The 14772-nt window shown below is 47.7% G+C and carries 15 protein-coding genes; 12 read left to right on the forward strand and 3 right to left on the reverse strand.

Translation table 11 applies throughout. The features are described from left to right. Positions 1-14 precede the first annotated feature (14 nt). From H6G50_RS15130 to H6G50_RS15175, 10 genes are read left to right on the forward strand one after another with little or no spacing between them, the layout of a single operon-like run. Positions 15-569 carry a dihydrofolate reductase family protein gene (locus H6G50_RS15130; protein WP_190717707.1) on the forward strand — a complete coding sequence of 185 codons (555 nt, stop codon included), beginning with the start codon at positions 15-17 and terminating at the stop codon, positions 567-569. Further along, a complete protein-coding gene (locus H6G50_RS15135) occupies positions 566-1402 on the forward strand; it encodes an ABC transporter permease (RefSeq protein ID WP_190717709.1) in 837 nt (278 codons plus the stop codon). The genes H6G50_RS15130 and H6G50_RS15135 overlap by 4 nt, the downstream gene beginning before the upstream one ends. A 6-nt stretch (positions 1403-1408) precedes the next feature. Beyond that, positions 1409-2683 carry an ABC transporter ATP-binding protein gene (locus tag H6G50_RS15140; protein WP_190717711.1) on the forward strand — a complete coding sequence of 425 codons (1275 nt, stop codon included), beginning with the start codon at positions 1409-1411 and terminating at the stop codon, positions 2681-2683. 57 nt (positions 2684-2740) lie between these two features. Further along, complete coding sequence (locus tag H6G50_RS15145) at positions 2741-3613, forward strand: FkbM family methyltransferase (protein WP_190717713.1); 873 nt, start codon at positions 2741-2743, stop codon at positions 3611-3613. Beyond that, a complete protein-coding gene (locus H6G50_RS15150; RefSeq protein WP_190717715.1) occupies positions 3607-4950 on the forward strand; it encodes a hypothetical protein in 1344 nt (447 codons plus the stop codon). Before H6G50_RS15145 ends, H6G50_RS15150 begins: the two co-directional genes overlap by 7 nt. Positions 4951-5010: 60 nt before the next feature. After that, positions 5011-5946 (forward strand): glycosyltransferase family 2 protein, encoded by a 936-nt coding sequence (locus H6G50_RS15155; protein ID WP_190717717.1) that lies wholly within the window; start codon positions 5011-5013, stop codon positions 5944-5946. Between the two features lie 55 nt (positions 5947-6001). Further along, the gene (locus H6G50_RS15160) at positions 6002-7222 is read left to right on the forward strand and encodes a glycosyltransferase family 4 protein (protein WP_190717719.1); all 1221 of its coding nucleotides are present in this window, start codon (positions 6002-6004) and stop codon (positions 7220-7222) included. Positions 7223-7228: 6 nt separating this feature from the next. Next, on the forward strand, positions 7229-7954 hold the full coding sequence (locus H6G50_RS15165) for a class I SAM-dependent methyltransferase (protein ID WP_190717720.1): 726 nt from the start codon (positions 7229-7231) through the stop codon (positions 7952-7954). A 43-nt stretch (positions 7955-7997) separates the two neighbouring features. Next, positions 7998-9017, forward strand: a complete 1020-nt coding sequence (locus H6G50_RS15170) for a glycosyltransferase family 2 protein (RefSeq protein WP_190717722.1) — start codon at positions 7998-8000, stop codon at positions 9015-9017. Positions 9018-9023: 6 nt separating this feature from the next. Next, positions 9024-9869, forward strand: a complete 846-nt coding sequence (locus H6G50_RS15175) for a hypothetical protein (protein ID WP_190717724.1) — start codon at positions 9024-9026, stop codon at positions 9867-9869. A 7-nt stretch (positions 9870-9876) separates the two neighbouring features. Here the strand turns inward: H6G50_RS15175 and crtH are convergent, their stop codons facing one another. Further along, positions 9877-11412: a carotenoid isomerase gene (gene crtH / locus H6G50_RS15180; RefSeq protein ID WP_190717901.1), complete on the reverse strand. Its 1536-nt coding sequence runs from the start codon at positions 11410-11412 to the stop codon at positions 9877-9879. A 348-nt stretch (positions 11413-11760) separates the two neighbouring features. Beyond that, a complete protein-coding gene (locus tag H6G50_RS15185) occupies positions 11761-12015 on the reverse strand; it encodes a peptide ABC transporter substrate-binding protein (protein WP_199303012.1) in 255 nt (84 codons plus the stop codon). Between the two features lie 128 nt (positions 12016-12143). Between H6G50_RS15185 and H6G50_RS15190 the strand changes: the two genes are divergently transcribed. After that, positions 12144-12407, forward strand: a complete 264-nt coding sequence (locus tag H6G50_RS15190) for a helix-turn-helix transcriptional regulator (protein ID WP_190717726.1) — start codon at positions 12144-12146, stop codon at positions 12405-12407. 87 nt (positions 12408-12494) lie between these two features. Here H6G50_RS15190 and H6G50_RS15195 read toward each other — a convergent pair whose 3' ends face one another. Beyond that, positions 12495-13898 carry an amidase gene (locus H6G50_RS15195; RefSeq protein WP_190717728.1) on the reverse strand — a complete coding sequence of 468 codons (1404 nt, stop codon included), beginning with the start codon at positions 13896-13898 and terminating at the stop codon, positions 12495-12497. A gap of 102 nt (positions 13899-14000) precedes the next feature. Here H6G50_RS15195 and H6G50_RS15200 point away from each other — a divergent pair, with 102 nt between their 5' ends. Continuing rightward, positions 14001-14762 carry a proteasome-type protease gene (locus tag H6G50_RS15200; RefSeq protein ID WP_190717730.1) on the forward strand — a complete coding sequence of 254 codons (762 nt, stop codon included), beginning with the start codon at positions 14001-14003 and terminating at the stop codon, positions 14760-14762. The last annotated feature ends 10 nt before the right edge of the window (positions 14763-14772 follow it).

Raw genomic sequence — 14772 nt, forward strand, 5'->3', positions numbered from 1 at the left:
GCCCCCCATAAAAAATGCGTACTCAATACTACGTCGCTTCGAGTCTCGACGGATTTATCGCCGACTCCAACAATTCCTTGGATTGGCTCTTGCAATTCGGAGAAGTAGCAGGAGAGCGGTACGAGAGATTTCTGGCCAATGTTGGCGCGCTCGCAATGGGCTCGACCACTTACGAATGGCTGCTCGAGCATCATCTTCAACTGGATTCAGACTCTCCCCAAGCATGGCCCTACGAGCAACCGACGTGGGTGTTTAGCTCTCGCGTCTTGCCGAGAGTGGAGGGAGCAAATCTTTACTTCGCCAGCGGCGACGTGCGACCGGCTTATGACAAAATGGCAGAAGTGGCGGGCGAGCGTAACCTCTGGATTGTTGGTGGCGGCAAGTTAGCAGGGCAATTTTACGATCGCGCCTTACTCGATGAGATTATTGTCTCGATAGCCCCCGTGCTGCTGGGAGACGGCGTGCCGCTCCTACCGTACCGAATTGCTCGACCGCCCCTCGTGTTGCGGGAGATAACCCCCATAACGCCTTTTGTCGAACTTCAGTATCAAGTTAATTACAACGAATGAGAGATGGCGCTCAAAGCGAATTAATTGTCGAAGCCGGTCGAGCCGAAAAGCATTACTGGCAAGACTTATGGAGATACCGAGAGTTATTTTATTTCCTCGCTTGGCGCGATATCCTCGTGCGCTACAAACAAACCGCCGTCGGCATGGCTTGGGCATTATTGCAACCCTTCCTAACAATGATCGTCCTCACCGTTGTCTTCGGAAAAATTGCCAAACTGCCCTCCGAAGGCGGTGCGCCTTATCCCATCCTCGTCTTCTCTGCCCTGTTGCCTTGGCAATTTTTCTCCAACTCGCTTTCCGCTTGCAGCAACAGCTTGCTTTCTAATGCCAACTTAATTTCTAAAGTTTATTTCCCCCGATTGATCGTTCCCGCGAGCGCTGTCGTGGTGAGTTTCGTCGATTTCTTGGTTTCGGGAATTATCCTGCTGGGTTTGATGGCGCGGTATAACTTTTTACCAACCTGGCAAATTATCTTTCTGCCAGCTTTCATTGCGATCGCAGCCCTAGCAAGCCTGGGTGCGGGGTTGTGGCTTGCTGCCCTCAACGTTGAATACCGAGATTTCCGCTACATCGTTCCTTTTATGATTCAATTCGGTCTCTATATTTCCCCCGTCGGCTTCAGCAGCACCATCGTTCCGGAACAATGGCGCTGGTTGTACTATCTCAATCCCCTCGTCGGCGTTATCGACGGATTTCGCGCTTGCATTATCGGCGGTTCGGGAAGCGTTTATTGGCCGGGATTTGCCCTCTCGGGCGGCTTGCTTTTATTGCTATTGGCGAGCGGGATATGGTACTTTCGCAAAATGGAACGGACGTTCGCCGATGTCATTTAGGTTAGTATGTCAGATACGGTAATTCGGGTTGAGAATCTGGGGAAAAAGTTTATTATCGGCCACCAGCAGGAACCTTACCGAGCCTTGCGCGACGTTCTCGCCCAAAATGCTCGAGCCATAGGGCGAGCGATCTTGCGTCCGGGACAAAAGACTAAAAACCCCGCCCGAGAGGAATTCTGGGCGCTGAAAGATATATCCTTTGAAGTGAAACAAGGCGATCGCGTCGGATTAATCGGGCGCAACGGTGCGGGTAAATCCACCCTCCTAAAAATCCTCAGTCGCATTACCGAACCCACCACCGGACGCATTTTTCTTAGAGGGAGAGTGGCGAGTTTATTGGAGATTGGAACCGGGTTTCATCCCGAACTCACCGGGCGCGAAAATATTTTTCTCAACGGTGCGATTCTGGGGATGAGTCGGGCGGAAATCGCGCGCAAATTCGATGCAATTGTCGCCTTTGCTGAAGTTGAAAAGTTCCTCGATACGCCCGTCAAACGTTATTCTTCCGGGATGCACGTCCGCCTCGCTTTTGCTGTGGCAGCCCATTTAGAACCGGATATTTTGATCGTCGATGAAGTTCTCGCAGTAGGCGATGCTCAGTTTCAAAAGAAATGTTTGGGCAAAATGGAGGATGTGGGGAAAGAAGGACGCACGGTGTTATTCGTCAGTCATAATATGGCAGCGGTGGAGAAACTTTGCGATCGCGGCGTAGTATTACAACAGGGAAAAGTCTTGGCGACGGGCAGCCAAACCGACGCGATCGCGCGTTATTTAGTGGGTTTGTCGGAAGGACAGCTTTCGCTGCGCGATCGCACCGATCGCCAGGGTTCTGGGGAAATTAAAGTCGTCGCGATCGATATTCGCGATGAAGACGGCAACTTATTAGATATGGTGCAATCGGGACAAACAATTGATGTTTATCTCCACTTTGAAAAATCGCCCGATTTCGCTCCCTCGCACATCATTGCTAGCGTTTCTGTGAAAACACAACTCGATCTTCCAATTTTTCTCCATCACAATCGCTTAATTCGCTACCAATTCGATCGCATTCCCGAATCCGGAGCCTTTGTCTGTCGGATTCATCGCCTTCCCCTCCCCGCTGCTACCTATCAGCTTGCCTATTCTTTAATACAGGATAATTTGTTTTTAGATTATCTCGAAAATGCCGCTCCTTTAGATGTCACCCAAGGCGATTTTTACTCCTCCGGCGAAATCCCCCCCTTCTCTCATGGTGTTTGTTTAGTCAATGCTGGATGGCGACTCGAACCCAAAATAATTTGAAAGAAAAGCGAGTATTTACTATTATCTTATTGGGTTTGTTTCGACTGCCACATTATTATGCACGTTGAAGATTGTTGCCAAGCACTGCTTTGTTATTTACTTCCCAAACTCGATCGCCAGAGATTGGGGTTAACCGTCGATATTGGGGTCGGGACTTTTGCGTTTTATTGCGAACTCTTCGATAAATTGAAGTTTAAAACGCTCGCTGTCGAACCGTTGCCAACCCAACAACTTCGACACCTCTGTCAATACAGAAATATTCCTTTAGTTGAAAGCTGTATTTCAGAAGCTGAGGGCAAAGTTAAGCTTTATATCGGCACTTATGAAGGTGAAGAAAATCTCAATCTGAATTCTTTACGTTCGGACTGGTGGGGAATCACCAGTACAGCAAAAGAAGTTCCCTCAATGCGCTTAAAAAAATTGTTTGAAAATCATCCTATTTCGCAAATTACTTGTTTGAAAATCGATGTAGAAGGGCTAGAATATGCGATTATTCAACAGTTAACGGAGTTGCCCAGCGGACTTCTGCCTAAAGTTTTGATGTTTGAGTATGGGGGGGGATGTACGAAGGCTGAGAACAAGGGCGGTTGGTCTGAGGAAATTTTAGCGGGGACGATGAAATCGTTAGAAGTTCTCCGAGATTTGGGATACAATAGCGCGATTTTAGTCGATTCCGCTGCCGATACAGAAGAACAAGTTTTCTCTTTGTCAGATTTAAACTTAACCCCAGAATCCATTTTCTCTCCACACTATATCTACGGCAATATCATCGCCTTGCGAGGAATAGAAGTTTCTACTGAGGAAATCTCAGCCATTTGTCAGCCTTATCGGAATAATCAACTTCCATCTCCTCCCTTACCCTTAAAAGAGAAATTATTCGATCGCGCCTTGCGGAAAATTCGTTATCTACTGACCCCCAAGTTGTGTTAAAAATTTACCCGAATCTCGAATTTAAGGCTTCGTGTCCCCAAGATGGAGTAACCTTGCAATGGTTAGGCGTTGCGATTCCGGGGATGCGGTGTTTAGCGGATGGAATTTGTCCGACTTGCAATGCCCGCTACTATGCAGATTTACCCGTTTCTCACGCCTTAGAATTGCCAATGATTTTGAATCGGGAAACGGGAGAAATTTACGACCCTAAAGATGTAGAATGGTTTCGCCGTCCCTTAAAAGAAGGATTTCGCGCGCCGATTGAAGAAGAAATCGTGCCGCAGGTGCATCGGTTTTTAGAATGCGATCGCATTATTATTGTAAATTGTCTTGACTACCTTTACGGTCATTGTTTGTTAAAATTACTCAACGTTCAGCGGCATCTCGACGAACATCCCGAACTCGGATGTTGCGTTCTGGTTCCCTCGCAATTGTTGCATTTGGTTCCCGATGGTGTTGCAGAAATTTGGGAGTTTCCGCGATCGATTTCTGAGGGGGGTAAATGGTATTCTTCCCTGCAACGTTGGATAAACGAAAAAATTTCCAATTACCAAGAATGCTATCTCAGTCCTGCTTATTCGCATCCCAGCCATCGGGTTTACGATTTGCGGCGTTTTGTGCGTAATTTGCCCGATCTTTCCGATAAAATTCGCGATCGCGCTCCGATTATTTTATTCAGCTATCGCGAAGATCGCCCTTGGGGTAGAACTCTACAACAACAGCAGCAGAAATTGCAAAATCTTTACGAGCGTTTGAGTCGGATTTTTCCGGAAATGCTGTTTGTTTTAGTCGGTTTTGGGAGGGAAAATCGGATTCAAAATACCGGCGCTGAAGTGTTAGATTTAAGAGCAGAGAAATTTGAGGTAGAGCGCGATCGCTTGTGGATGGCTTATATGAGTGTAGCGGATTGCGCGATCGGCGTACATGGTTCTAATATGCTCCTCCCTTCTGGTTTGGCAAAATCTACCATAACTTTAGTCCCGCGATCGCGCCTCGGTAATATTTTCCAAGATACTTTATTTCCCCACAATCTCCACGATGCGCGCGATATTCTCTTGCAATATCGCTCGATTTATGGTAGTGAAGACCTTTCCGATCTTCGCAGTTCTACCGTCGCTGAAATTGCGATCGCTCTGTTGGCTTTTCAACAACAGCAGTCTTTTTGGTTTAAAGTAGGCGAAGAGGAAATTTCTTCTCCTGAAGTATCTCGCGTGCAACAGTTTGCGACGCAATACTTTCTACCCTTTCCTTTTCGTCCATTAAGGATTTATGGAAAACTGACCCTCAGAGTTAAAAATTTTCTGAACGATTACTTAGAGCGCTTAGACGAGCGGTAATAAATGATACCCTTTGTACAAAGGCAGTTGGGCGATTTTTACCTTAAAAAATACTAAAAAATGATTGAAACTCCTGTTGTTTTGTTTGTATTCAATCGTCCAGACTTAACCGAAATTGTCTTTAATGCAATTGCTCGAGTCAAGCCCAAAACGTTGTTTGTGATTGCAGATGGTCCCCGCTTCCCTGAAGAAGTAGAACTTTGTAAAAAAACGAGAGAAATCATTAATAAAGTAGATTGGAAGTGCGAACTTTTTACAGATTTTTCTGAAGTCAATCTTTACGCAACTCCCCGTATTCATAGCGGCTTAAACTGGGTATTTTCGCAAGTTGAAGAAGCTATTATTTTTGAAGATGACTGTCTGCCGAGTGATTCTTTCTTCACATTCTGCGAAGAACTTCTCTCGCGATATAGAAATGACGATAGGATTATGCACATTAGTGGTAATAATTTTCAAGGATCGCACCCTAGAACTTCCTATAGTTACTATTTCTCTAAGTACCTTCACGGGTGGGGGTGGGCATCCTGGCGACGTGCATGGAAACATCTCGATCTATCCATGAAAACTTGGTCTGAATTTAAACAGGAGGGATTACTCGATTTAGTCTGCGAAGATCGATGGGAAAAGCTGTACTGGATACAAGTTTTCGATCGCTGTTTTACGGATGGACACTTTGAATGGGATTATTCCTGGCTTTATACCGGTTGGAGTCAAAACAGATTATCAATTATTCCTAATGTTAATCTTGTTTCTAATATTGGATTTCGGGCTGATGCTACTCATCTCAAAAATGGAAATAGTCCACTCGCTAATATTCCTGCGGTTGAATTAGAAAACATTAAACATCCTCCTTGCGTCGTGCGGCATAAAGAAGCAGATAATTATACTTTTGACTATGTTTTTGGAGGCAAAAAGTTAAAAGAGTTACACACAATTCGCGGGAAAATAGCTTGGCGAATCGAACGTTTATATGAGAAGATGAAAGGTAAGATTTGAACTTAAGTTAATAGAGTGCAATATTGTGAATAATAGAAGCGATTAAGCCAGCAAAATGAACGTTCTACATCTCAATCAATCGGATATCGGGGGAGGTGCGGCAATTGCTGCTTATCGTCTCCATCAAGGATTATTGGCAAAGGGGGTAGAATCGCGCTTATTAGTGGGGGCAAAAAAAACGAGTAGCGATCGCGTCGCTGTCGTTCCTCGTCAGTTAAAAATAGAAGCCCAACTCTCTCGCCTCAATCGCATCCCCAGCCTCAACTACCTTAATGTTATTAGCAGCTTCAATCTCCCGCAACATCCTTTTTTCCAAGAAGCTGATGTTCTGAACTTACATAACCTCCATACTGGCTATTTTAACTATCTTGCAATTCCGAAACTAGCAGCAGCAAAACCAACGGTTTGGACGCTACACGATTTATGGGCTTTTACCGGACATTGTTCTCATCCCTACGATTGCGATCGCTGGAAAATTGGCTGTGGAAAATGCCCTTACCCAGATACTTACCCTGCTATTCAACGCGATAATACAAGCATTGAATGGAGACTCAAACGGTGGGCATCCCATCAATCGCCCCTTGCCATTGTGACACCGAGTCATTGGCTCATGCAACGCGCACAGCAAAGCTTATTGGGAGATCTTCCCATTCATCGAATTCCTCATGGGATTGATGTTGAAATTTATGCCCCCCTAGAAACAGAACAATGTCGTTTCGTACTAGGAATCCCGAAAGGAAAGAAAGTTTTAATGTTTGCTGCGGAAAATTTAAGCGATCCTTATAAAGGGATAAATTTGTTGCTCCAATCTCTCGCAAAACTTCCTGCATCTCTAAAAGCGGAATTGTTTTTATTGATCCTAGGCAACGGCGGTGAAGCGATCGCAAAGGCAGCAGATATAGAAAATTTGCATCTTGGATATACAAGTAGCGATCGCGTCAAATGTATCGCTTATTCTGCCGCAGATTTGTTTCTTATCCCCACTCAAGCAGATGTCTTTTCTTTAGTCGCTCTTGAAGCAATGGCTTGCGGTACGCCTTCCGTTTCTTTTGCTGTAGGAGGTGTAGGGGATTTAATACGTCCTAGTGTGACGGGATATTTAGCACAACCGGGAGACACGACGGATTTTTCGCGGGGAATCCTACAACTGTGGGAAGATGATACTCTACGAGATCGCCTCAGTCAAAATTGCCGCGCGATCGCGGTTAGTGAATATTCCTTAGAATTACAAGCCAAACGCTATATCCAACTCTACCAGCAACTCTTGTCCTCTTAACACATTATGCCGCAAATTGTCTCGGCTCTTTTTAAACTTCCCCTACTCCGAGAACTCAAACCGGGCTGGATCGATACGGCGCGCGCGATCGTTCAAGGGGCTGTTTTTCAAGAGATGACGCGCGCTCATCTCTGGCAGGGAAAATGTTTGAATGCTGGCTGCGGTGAAGGGTTATATTGCTCATTTTTATCGTCCTTTCCCGATCTGAGCGAAATTGTGAATCTCGACCTAGAAACTCCCCAACTTTATTATAGTCGAGTTGACGACAGACATCAAGAGATAAAAGGGTCTTTAACTGCACTTCCGTTTGCAAAGGAAACTTTTGATTGCTGTCTTTGTAGCGAGGTGATCGAGCATATTGAAGCGGATGAATTAGCGGTGGCAGAATTGGCTCGCGTTTTAAAAGTAGGTGCAACTTTGTTGCTGAGCGTGCCAACTCCTCCCGCCCCAAACGATCCCGCTCACGTTCGCGAAGGATATACTTACGAGCAACTTTCTTCTCTCTTAGAACGGCAGGGATTTAAGATTCAATGCCATGCTTACTGTTTCTACAATCCGATGCGCGTTCTCGACACTCTTTGGCGCTGGCAGTATCGCGTTTTAGGGGCAGAGAAGCGCAACTATTTTCCGCAATTTTTGGTTAAAGGGTTGGGATATTGCGATCGCGTCTTGAAAGTCGGCAAGCCTTGGGATTTAGTCGTTTTAGCGCGAAAAGAGTCGGAAATCATTTAAAATCAATCGAAAGAGGCTGAGTTAAAAAGATTCAATTAATTAAATGCCCACTCTCCATTCTGCCCTAACCCTGGAAAATCTCCCCGCTCCCCCTCCTCAAAAAACGGGTTGGCCTTGGACGAAACAAAGCGATTCGATAGTCATGAAAGGCGGCGATTTACCTCGCATCACCATTGTTACGCCGAGCTACAATCAAGGGGCGTTTATCGAAGAAACCATTCGTTCGATTTTATTACAAAATTATCCAAATTTAGAATATATTATTATCGATGGTGGCAGCACGGATAATACCCTCGAAATTATTCAAAAATACGAGCCTTTTATTGCCTATTGGAGTAGCGAACCCGATCGCGGCCAGTCGGAAGCCGTCAATAAAGGCTTTCGCCGCGCCACCGGACAGTTAATCGGCTGGCAAAACTCCGACGATATTTATCAACCGGGCGCATTTTGGGCGGCGGTACAAAAGTTTAAAGCTTGTCCGCAAGCCGATGTTATTTATGGCAATCTTAACTTTATCGACGAGGCGAGTCAGTTTATTTCTTCCTATCCAATTGGAGAGGCAAACGTTGAAAACATGATTCCCTATCCTGCGGTTTGCAACCAAGCTGCATTTTTTCGCGATCGCGTCTTTAAGGAAAATCAATATCTCGATGAATCCCTCAAACATTGCATGGATCAAGAGTTCTTTCTAAGACTGCTGATTAAGGACTATAAATTCGCCTTCGAGCCAGAATTATTAGCCGGATTTCGCCGACACCAAGCCGCAAAAACCTCCCAACAAGCCGCAATTTGGTCGGAGGAATCCTTCGCGCTTTACCGTTCGATTTATCAAAATCGGGAGATTAGCGATCGATTGCGCGATCGCGCGAAAGATTGTCTGATTGGAATTTGTCGCGAAGACTATAGAAACTCAAGAATGGAAGCCTTTCGCGACAAAGTTAAGAACTTCAATAAAATTGTCGGTTGGCAAGCCTTAAACCTTGAACTCAGTCTCAAATATATGCTATCCTTTCTTAAGGAAAATAAAACTGCAAAAATAGAGCCAAATTCTTCCTCGTTTTAGAACTCAATGGTGAATATTGGCTATCGCGCCGCCCGCGCTCAAGGAAAAGTCAATCGCGAACTGTTCTGTAAATTAATCCCCAATATTATCAAAGCGCCGATCGCGTCGGTTGGATCGGTTCCGGCTCGAATTTATGCCCTGTCCTGCGAGCGCGATTTCCCCGAACAAGTAGCGAGTTTGCGATCGTTTTTGCGCTGCGTCGGCATTCCCCAACAATTCACAATTGTTTCCGATGGTAGCTATTCCGAATCCAGTTTAAAAGCACTGCGCGCCATTCATTCTTGCGTCGAAGTTACTCCCTTTTCCGAGTTTGTCAAACCCAACTTACCCGGCGCGGTTTTTGATTATGCAACGCAAAATCCGATGGGTAAAAAATTAGCAACAATCCTTTCAATTCCCGTCGATCGCGCCGCGCTTTATGTGGACTCCGACGTTCTCTTTTTCGCCGGGGCAACAGCGATCGCCGATTTAATTGTCGCACGCGATCGCGAATGTTACTACTTACCCGACTCAGCCCGAGCGCTCGATTTCCGACTGCTAGAAACGGACGCAGAAGCCGAAAACCCAGTCAATGGCGGCTTTATCCTCCTCAAACGTCCCCTCGATTGGACGGCGGGAATGGAACGCTTTTTAGCCCTAAAAGAACCGCCGAATTATTTTAGCGAACAGACGGTCGTACACTTGACAATGCACCATAATCGTGCATTACCGCTTCCCCCGGATAAATATATCATGGCGCGCGACGATGAATTTATTTACCGCGATCGCTACGCAGGCGATAACATCGTGTTGCGCCATTACGTCAATCCGGTGCGGCACAAATTGTGGTTCAGCTTGCAAAAATTGCTTTAAAGCAACGCTACAGACCCAAATCCACCGCAATGCGATGCGCGCAAGCAAAGCCCGAAAACGCCACCGCATTCAACCCTTGCCCCGGAAACGTGCTATCTCCCACGCAATATAACCCCGGAACCGCCGTGCGATTAAACGGCATTCCCAACAACCCCGGCAACTTACGCCGAGGAATCGGTCCATACGTTCCATCCTCGCGCCCCAAAAAGCGGCGATGGGTGCGCGGCGTTCCCACTTCCTGAAAGTCCAATCCCGCTTCAATCCCCGGAAAAATCGCCTCTAACCGACGAACGAGGCGCGCGGCGGCTTCCTCCTTTTTATCCCGGTAGTCCGAACTCGAAAGCCCTTGCCAGGTTTCCACCCAACTGGGGGTAAAAGTATGCACGATATGATGGCCTTCTGGGGCTAAACTCGGATCTAACAGGGTGGGAATCGAAACAAAAATCGTTCCCTGTTCGGTTTCCATCTCCGCCCAATCTTCCAGCAAAATATGATGGCATTCCGTATCGGGGGGCAGAACTTCCGCTTTTACGCCCAAATGCAAGCTGAGGAAACTGGGCGATTTTTGGTAGCGTTTTTGCCAGCGTTTTTCTTGCGGCGGCATTTGTTCGGGGGATAGCAATTTCTCGAAAGTATCCCAGCGCGTGGCGTTGGAAACGATGCGTTTGGCGCGATATTCCCGCCCGTCGGCGAGTTTTACGCCCACCGCTTTGCCATGCTCGAGAATAATATTGGTAACTCTGGCTTTATAGGCGATCGCGCTGCCTGCTTTTTCCAATCCTTCCACCAGCTTTTGGGCAATTTGTCCCACGCCGCCTTTAGGATAGTTAATGCCCCCATAGTGGCGATCGCTAAAAACCATTCCCGCATTAATCGCTGGCGTTTTATCCGCTTCCACCACCGACCAGCAGTAACATTCCATATCGATGAATTTTAACAACTGCGGGTCGCGGATGTAGCGACGGGCAATATCTCCGGCATTTTGGGGTAAATATTTCACCAAACCCAGACAGGCGAAGGGATGCTGGAAAAAAACGCGCATTAAATAGCGCGGTTCTTCCAACGACAGTAAATCCATCGCATTCAGGCAGTTAAAGACTTTCCAGCATTCATCGTAGAAGCGGCGAATCCCCTCCCGTTCGTGGGGAAATTTATCGCCCAGTTCTTGCAAAAAATTCTCATAAGCGCGATAAACTTTTAGCTCCAATCCCTCGGGCAGGTGGTAATGAATTTGACAGGAGTCGGGAATCGTTTCGATACTGACATTAACCGCATCGAGGGCGCGGGTGAGGAGGTTGGTTGTCCCTTCGGTGCCAAAACCGAAGATCATCGACGCGCCGACATCAAAACGGTAGCCCTCGCGATCGAAATATCCCGCACTGCCGCCCGGTATAAGATAGCGCTCCAAAACCAGAACTTTAGCACCTTTCGCCGCGAGTTGGGTGGCGGTGACGAGTCCGCCGATTCCAGAACCGATAACAATAACGTCAAAGTTGGCGGTAAGCGGTTCCGAGGCGGAGCGAGAAACAGAGGTAGCGGTCATAGCGAGGGCAAAACTGAGAAGCGTCCGGTTTTCTAGTGTACCGCTATCCTTATACCAATTCAAAATTCAAAATTCAAAATGAAGAAACCTAGATATATTAGGGGTTTCAGCCTCAAGATGTGTCGTCCGAACTCGGAGAATTGGTATGACGCGAAGAAATCCCGGTTTTGACAAATTTCGTCCCCAAAAAAAAAGAGGGGGCAGCCTGCTTTCGCCCAGCTATCCCGCCTGCCAATCCTTAATGAGAGGAGAACACTGAAAATTAATATAACCTTATTGATATAGATTGTCAACACTATCGATAAAAATTCTCAGTTGAACCTCTCGACGGTTGAAACTCGCTCCAATTTAGCGCAACCAAATTTTGCGTACTAACAAACTGATGACTTCGTTGAGTTTGCCGGTGGGCTGTAAGGGACTCCAAAGCGTCACTTCGGCAAAACCGAGGCGATGGAGTTGGTGTATGGTGGCTTTTACGGCTTGAGGAGAACCGATAATCGTAATTTTTACGACTTCTGGATGGAATGCTGGAGAAGGCACGAGTTGACCGGTTTTTTCGGAGTTTTCCGGCGCGTTCGGAGTGGTCAAAAAGTAAGTTTGCATGGCGACGACCTCTTAAATCAAGCTGACGATCTATCTTGACCACAAATTTGTGGTTACTCTCATTGTACGCGATAACCACAAATTTGTGGATGTTTACTTGCTTCTCGTGCTTTGACAGGATTGAAAGTATGGGAAAAGCGGGACACGCCTTAAAAAAGACACTGGAAGCGTACAAAATCTCTCAGCGCCACCTCGCAACGGTGCTTGGGGTGAGAAGTTATGTTGTCTACCGCTGGTTCCACGAACAGATTGACCCCAGCGCGGAAAATACAGCCGCGATCGCGTCGGCTTTGCAACAAATCGACCCCGATGCTGCGAACGCCTTCGTGCGCTTGTATTTGGGCGAATATTTAGAAGAAAAGCCAGTCCAAGCCGGAAAAGAGGAGGAGTAATTGCCCATCCGTTTGACGCTGAAACCCCTAACCTATCTAGGCTTTTTAATTTTTAATTTTTAATTTTTAATTTTTAATTTTTAATTTTTAATTGGTATCAGACGAAGGAGGACGATGTTGACTCCAGGGATAAGCCGCCTCAAACTGCGCGGCAAGGGCAATTATCGTTGCTTCGGCGGCGGGTTTCCCCACCAGTTGCACGCCGACGGGCAAGCCATTGTCGTCAAAACCGACGGGAAACGCGATCGCGGGCAATCCCGAAGCATTAAACGGCGGACAGGGCGCAACCCAACCGATAACCTTCTCCAACGTCTCCTGCGGGCTTAAATCCGCCCACTCGCCGACGCGAATCGTCGGGTGCAAATAAACCGGCAGCAGCAAAGCGTCAAAATTCTCGAAAAACGCCACAATTCTGCGCGAAATAAACTGCATCTGCCCCACCGCCCGCAAATAATCCCCTGCTGTTCCCGCTTGGGCAGCAATCCAAGCATTCATCGGACTCAACGCTTCGGGAGGAAAGCCGGTTGCTGAAACGCCCGCCTGCCAAATTTTTACAAATGGTTCCACTAAACCGCTAAAGTCGGGGCAGGTTTCCTCGAGGTGGTGTCCCAAATCTTGCAAGCGGTGGGCGGTTTGCCGGACGAATTTTTGGGTTACTGCAACCGCTTCGCCAATCGGGGGAACATCGGTTGAGAAGGCAATACGCAGCGGTGCGGGGGGTTGGCGCGTCGCTTCGAGAAAGGGCGTTTCCGGCGCGGGCAACCAGTAAGGATCGCCGGTGATGTAGCCGGACATGACATCGAGGAGGGCAGCCGCATCGGCGACGGTGCGCGCGAGGGGGCCGTTGGTGGCGATCCCGTTTTGATGATCCCCGGCTGGGGCGTAGGAGATTCGGCCCCGCGCCGGTTTGATGCCGACGATGCCGCAACAGCAGGCGGGACCTCGGATCGAGCCGCCACCATCGGATCCTTGCGCGATCGCGCACAGTCCCGCCGCGACAGCCGCCGCCGCCCCGCCGGAGGAACCGCCGGGGGTGTAGTCTGGGTTCCAGGGGTTACGTGCGGGGGCAAAGCCGGGAGATTCGCTGTAGGGGAGGGAACCGACTTCAGAGGTGGCGGTTTTACCCAGCAGGATGAAACCGGCTTGTTTCAGTCGTGCGACAACGCCATCGTCGTAGGCGGCGATCTCGTTTTTGTGGCAGGCAACGCCATAGCTGACAGGCATTCCGGCGACGGCGTTGAGGTCTTTGATGGCGGTAGGAACGCCGAAGAAGGGGGGAAGTTCGGTAGCGGTGGCGAGGGTTTCGGTTTTGGCTTTAGCGTCCGCGATCGCGCTTTCGGCGGCAATATGGAAAAAGCTGCCGAGTTGGGGGTTGAGGCGGGCAATGCGATCGAGGTAGAGTTGGGTGAGTTCTAGGGGGGAAAGGACGCGATCGCGAATCGAGCGGGCTTGGTCGAGAGCGGAGGCAAACGCAAGATCGGTTGAATTCATGGAGGCTTTCTGCTTCGAGGCTAAGCTATTTTTAGCATAATCTCGAATGCGCTCCCTATTCACTCATAGCCCATAACCGATAACTGTTGACTGATAACTGAAATGACTTACTGCCTCGGAATCATCAATCGTGCCGGCTTAGTTTTAGCTGCTGATTCTAGAACGAATGCTGGCGTTGACCATATTTCAACGTATCGAAAATTATTTGATTTCTCTAATCCGGGGGAAAGAGTCATTATCGCTTGCACTTCGGGGAATCTCTCGCTCACTCAAGGCGCGATCGCGCAGTTTAAAAGAGACCTGCAAGACCCAGAAGCCGCCAACCTGCACAACCTACCGACAATGTACGAAGTTTCTCGCTATATTGGCGAAAAAATTCGCGTTTTACAAGAAAGCGATGGGCCTTGGTTGAAAAAAGATAAAATCGACTTTAAATGTAGCTTTTTATTAGGCGGTCAAATTCGCGGCGAAGAACCGCAACTCTATTTAATTTATTCCCAAGGAAATGGCATTCAAGCCATGCCAGAAACGCCCTTTCTTCAAATCGGAGAAACGAAATATGGCAAACCCATTTTAGATCGAACGCTAACCTTCGATACACCGCTCGATGCTGTTGCTAAATGCGCGCTTCTCTCCATTGACTCGACCATGAAGTCTAATATTTCAGTCGGGCCGCCGATTAATGTTGTCATGTATCATGCCAATAGCTTCGCAATTCGCCACAAATTGCAATTGCGCTTAGGCGACCCTTACCTCGCCAAAGTTCGGATGCAATGGCAAGAATCCCTACGTCAAGCCTTTAATTCAGTTCCCGATTTAGAATGGGAACAAACCGACGATGCTGAGGAGATTATCATTGATTAAAAATGGTTCA

The sequence above is a fragment of the Oscillatoria sp. FACHB-1406 genome, from assembly GCF_014698145.1.
Lineage (GTDB): Bacteria > Cyanobacteriota > Cyanobacteriia > Cyanobacteriales > Spirulinaceae > FACHB-1406.

Excerpts from the sequence above, each read along its gene's own strand:
- H6G50_RS15165 (WP_190717720.1), top strand. The coding sequence starts at position 7,229 with ATGCCGCAAATTGTCTCGGCTCTTTTTAAACTTCCCCTACTCCGAGAA.
- H6G50_RS15195 (WP_190717728.1), bottom strand. The coding sequence starts at position 13,898 with ATGAATTCAACCGATCTTGCGTTTGCCTCCGCTCTCGACCAAGCCCGC.
- H6G50_RS15135 (WP_190717709.1), top strand. The coding sequence starts at position 566 with ATGAGAGATGGCGCTCAAAGCGAATTAATTGTCGAAGCCGGTCGAGCC.
- H6G50_RS15160 (WP_190717719.1), top strand. The coding sequence starts at position 6,002 with ATGAACGTTCTACATCTCAATCAATCGGATATCGGGGGAGGTGCGGCA.
- H6G50_RS15175 (WP_190717724.1), top strand. The coding sequence starts at position 9,024 with ATGGTGAATATTGGCTATCGCGCCGCCCGCGCTCAAGGAAAAGTCAAT.
- H6G50_RS15140 (WP_190717711.1), top strand. The coding sequence starts at position 1,409 with ATGTCAGATACGGTAATTCGGGTTGAGAATCTGGGGAAAAAGTTTATT.
- H6G50_RS15130 (WP_190717707.1), top strand. The coding sequence starts at position 15 with ATGCGTACTCAATACTACGTCGCTTCGAGTCTCGACGGATTTATCGCC.
- H6G50_RS15155 (WP_190717717.1), top strand. The coding sequence starts at position 5,011 with ATGATTGAAACTCCTGTTGTTTTGTTTGTATTCAATCGTCCAGACTTA.
- H6G50_RS15200 (WP_190717730.1), top strand. The coding sequence starts at position 14,001 with ATGACTTACTGCCTCGGAATCATCAATCGTGCCGGCTTAGTTTTAGCT.
- crtH (WP_190717901.1), bottom strand. The coding sequence starts at position 11,412 with ATGACCGCTACCTCTGTTTCTCGCTCCGCCTCGGAACCGCTTACCGCC.
- H6G50_RS15190 (WP_190717726.1), top strand. The coding sequence starts at position 12,144 with ATGGGAAAAGCGGGACACGCCTTAAAAAAGACACTGGAAGCGTACAAA.
- H6G50_RS15145 (WP_190717713.1), top strand. The coding sequence starts at position 2,741 with ATGCACGTTGAAGATTGTTGCCAAGCACTGCTTTGTTATTTACTTCCC.
- H6G50_RS15185 (WP_199303012.1), bottom strand. The coding sequence starts at position 12,015 with ATGCAAACTTACTTTTTGACCACTCCGAACGCGCCGGAAAACTCCGAA.
- H6G50_RS15170 (WP_190717722.1), top strand. The coding sequence starts at position 7,998 with ATGCCCACTCTCCATTCTGCCCTAACCCTGGAAAATCTCCCCGCTCCC.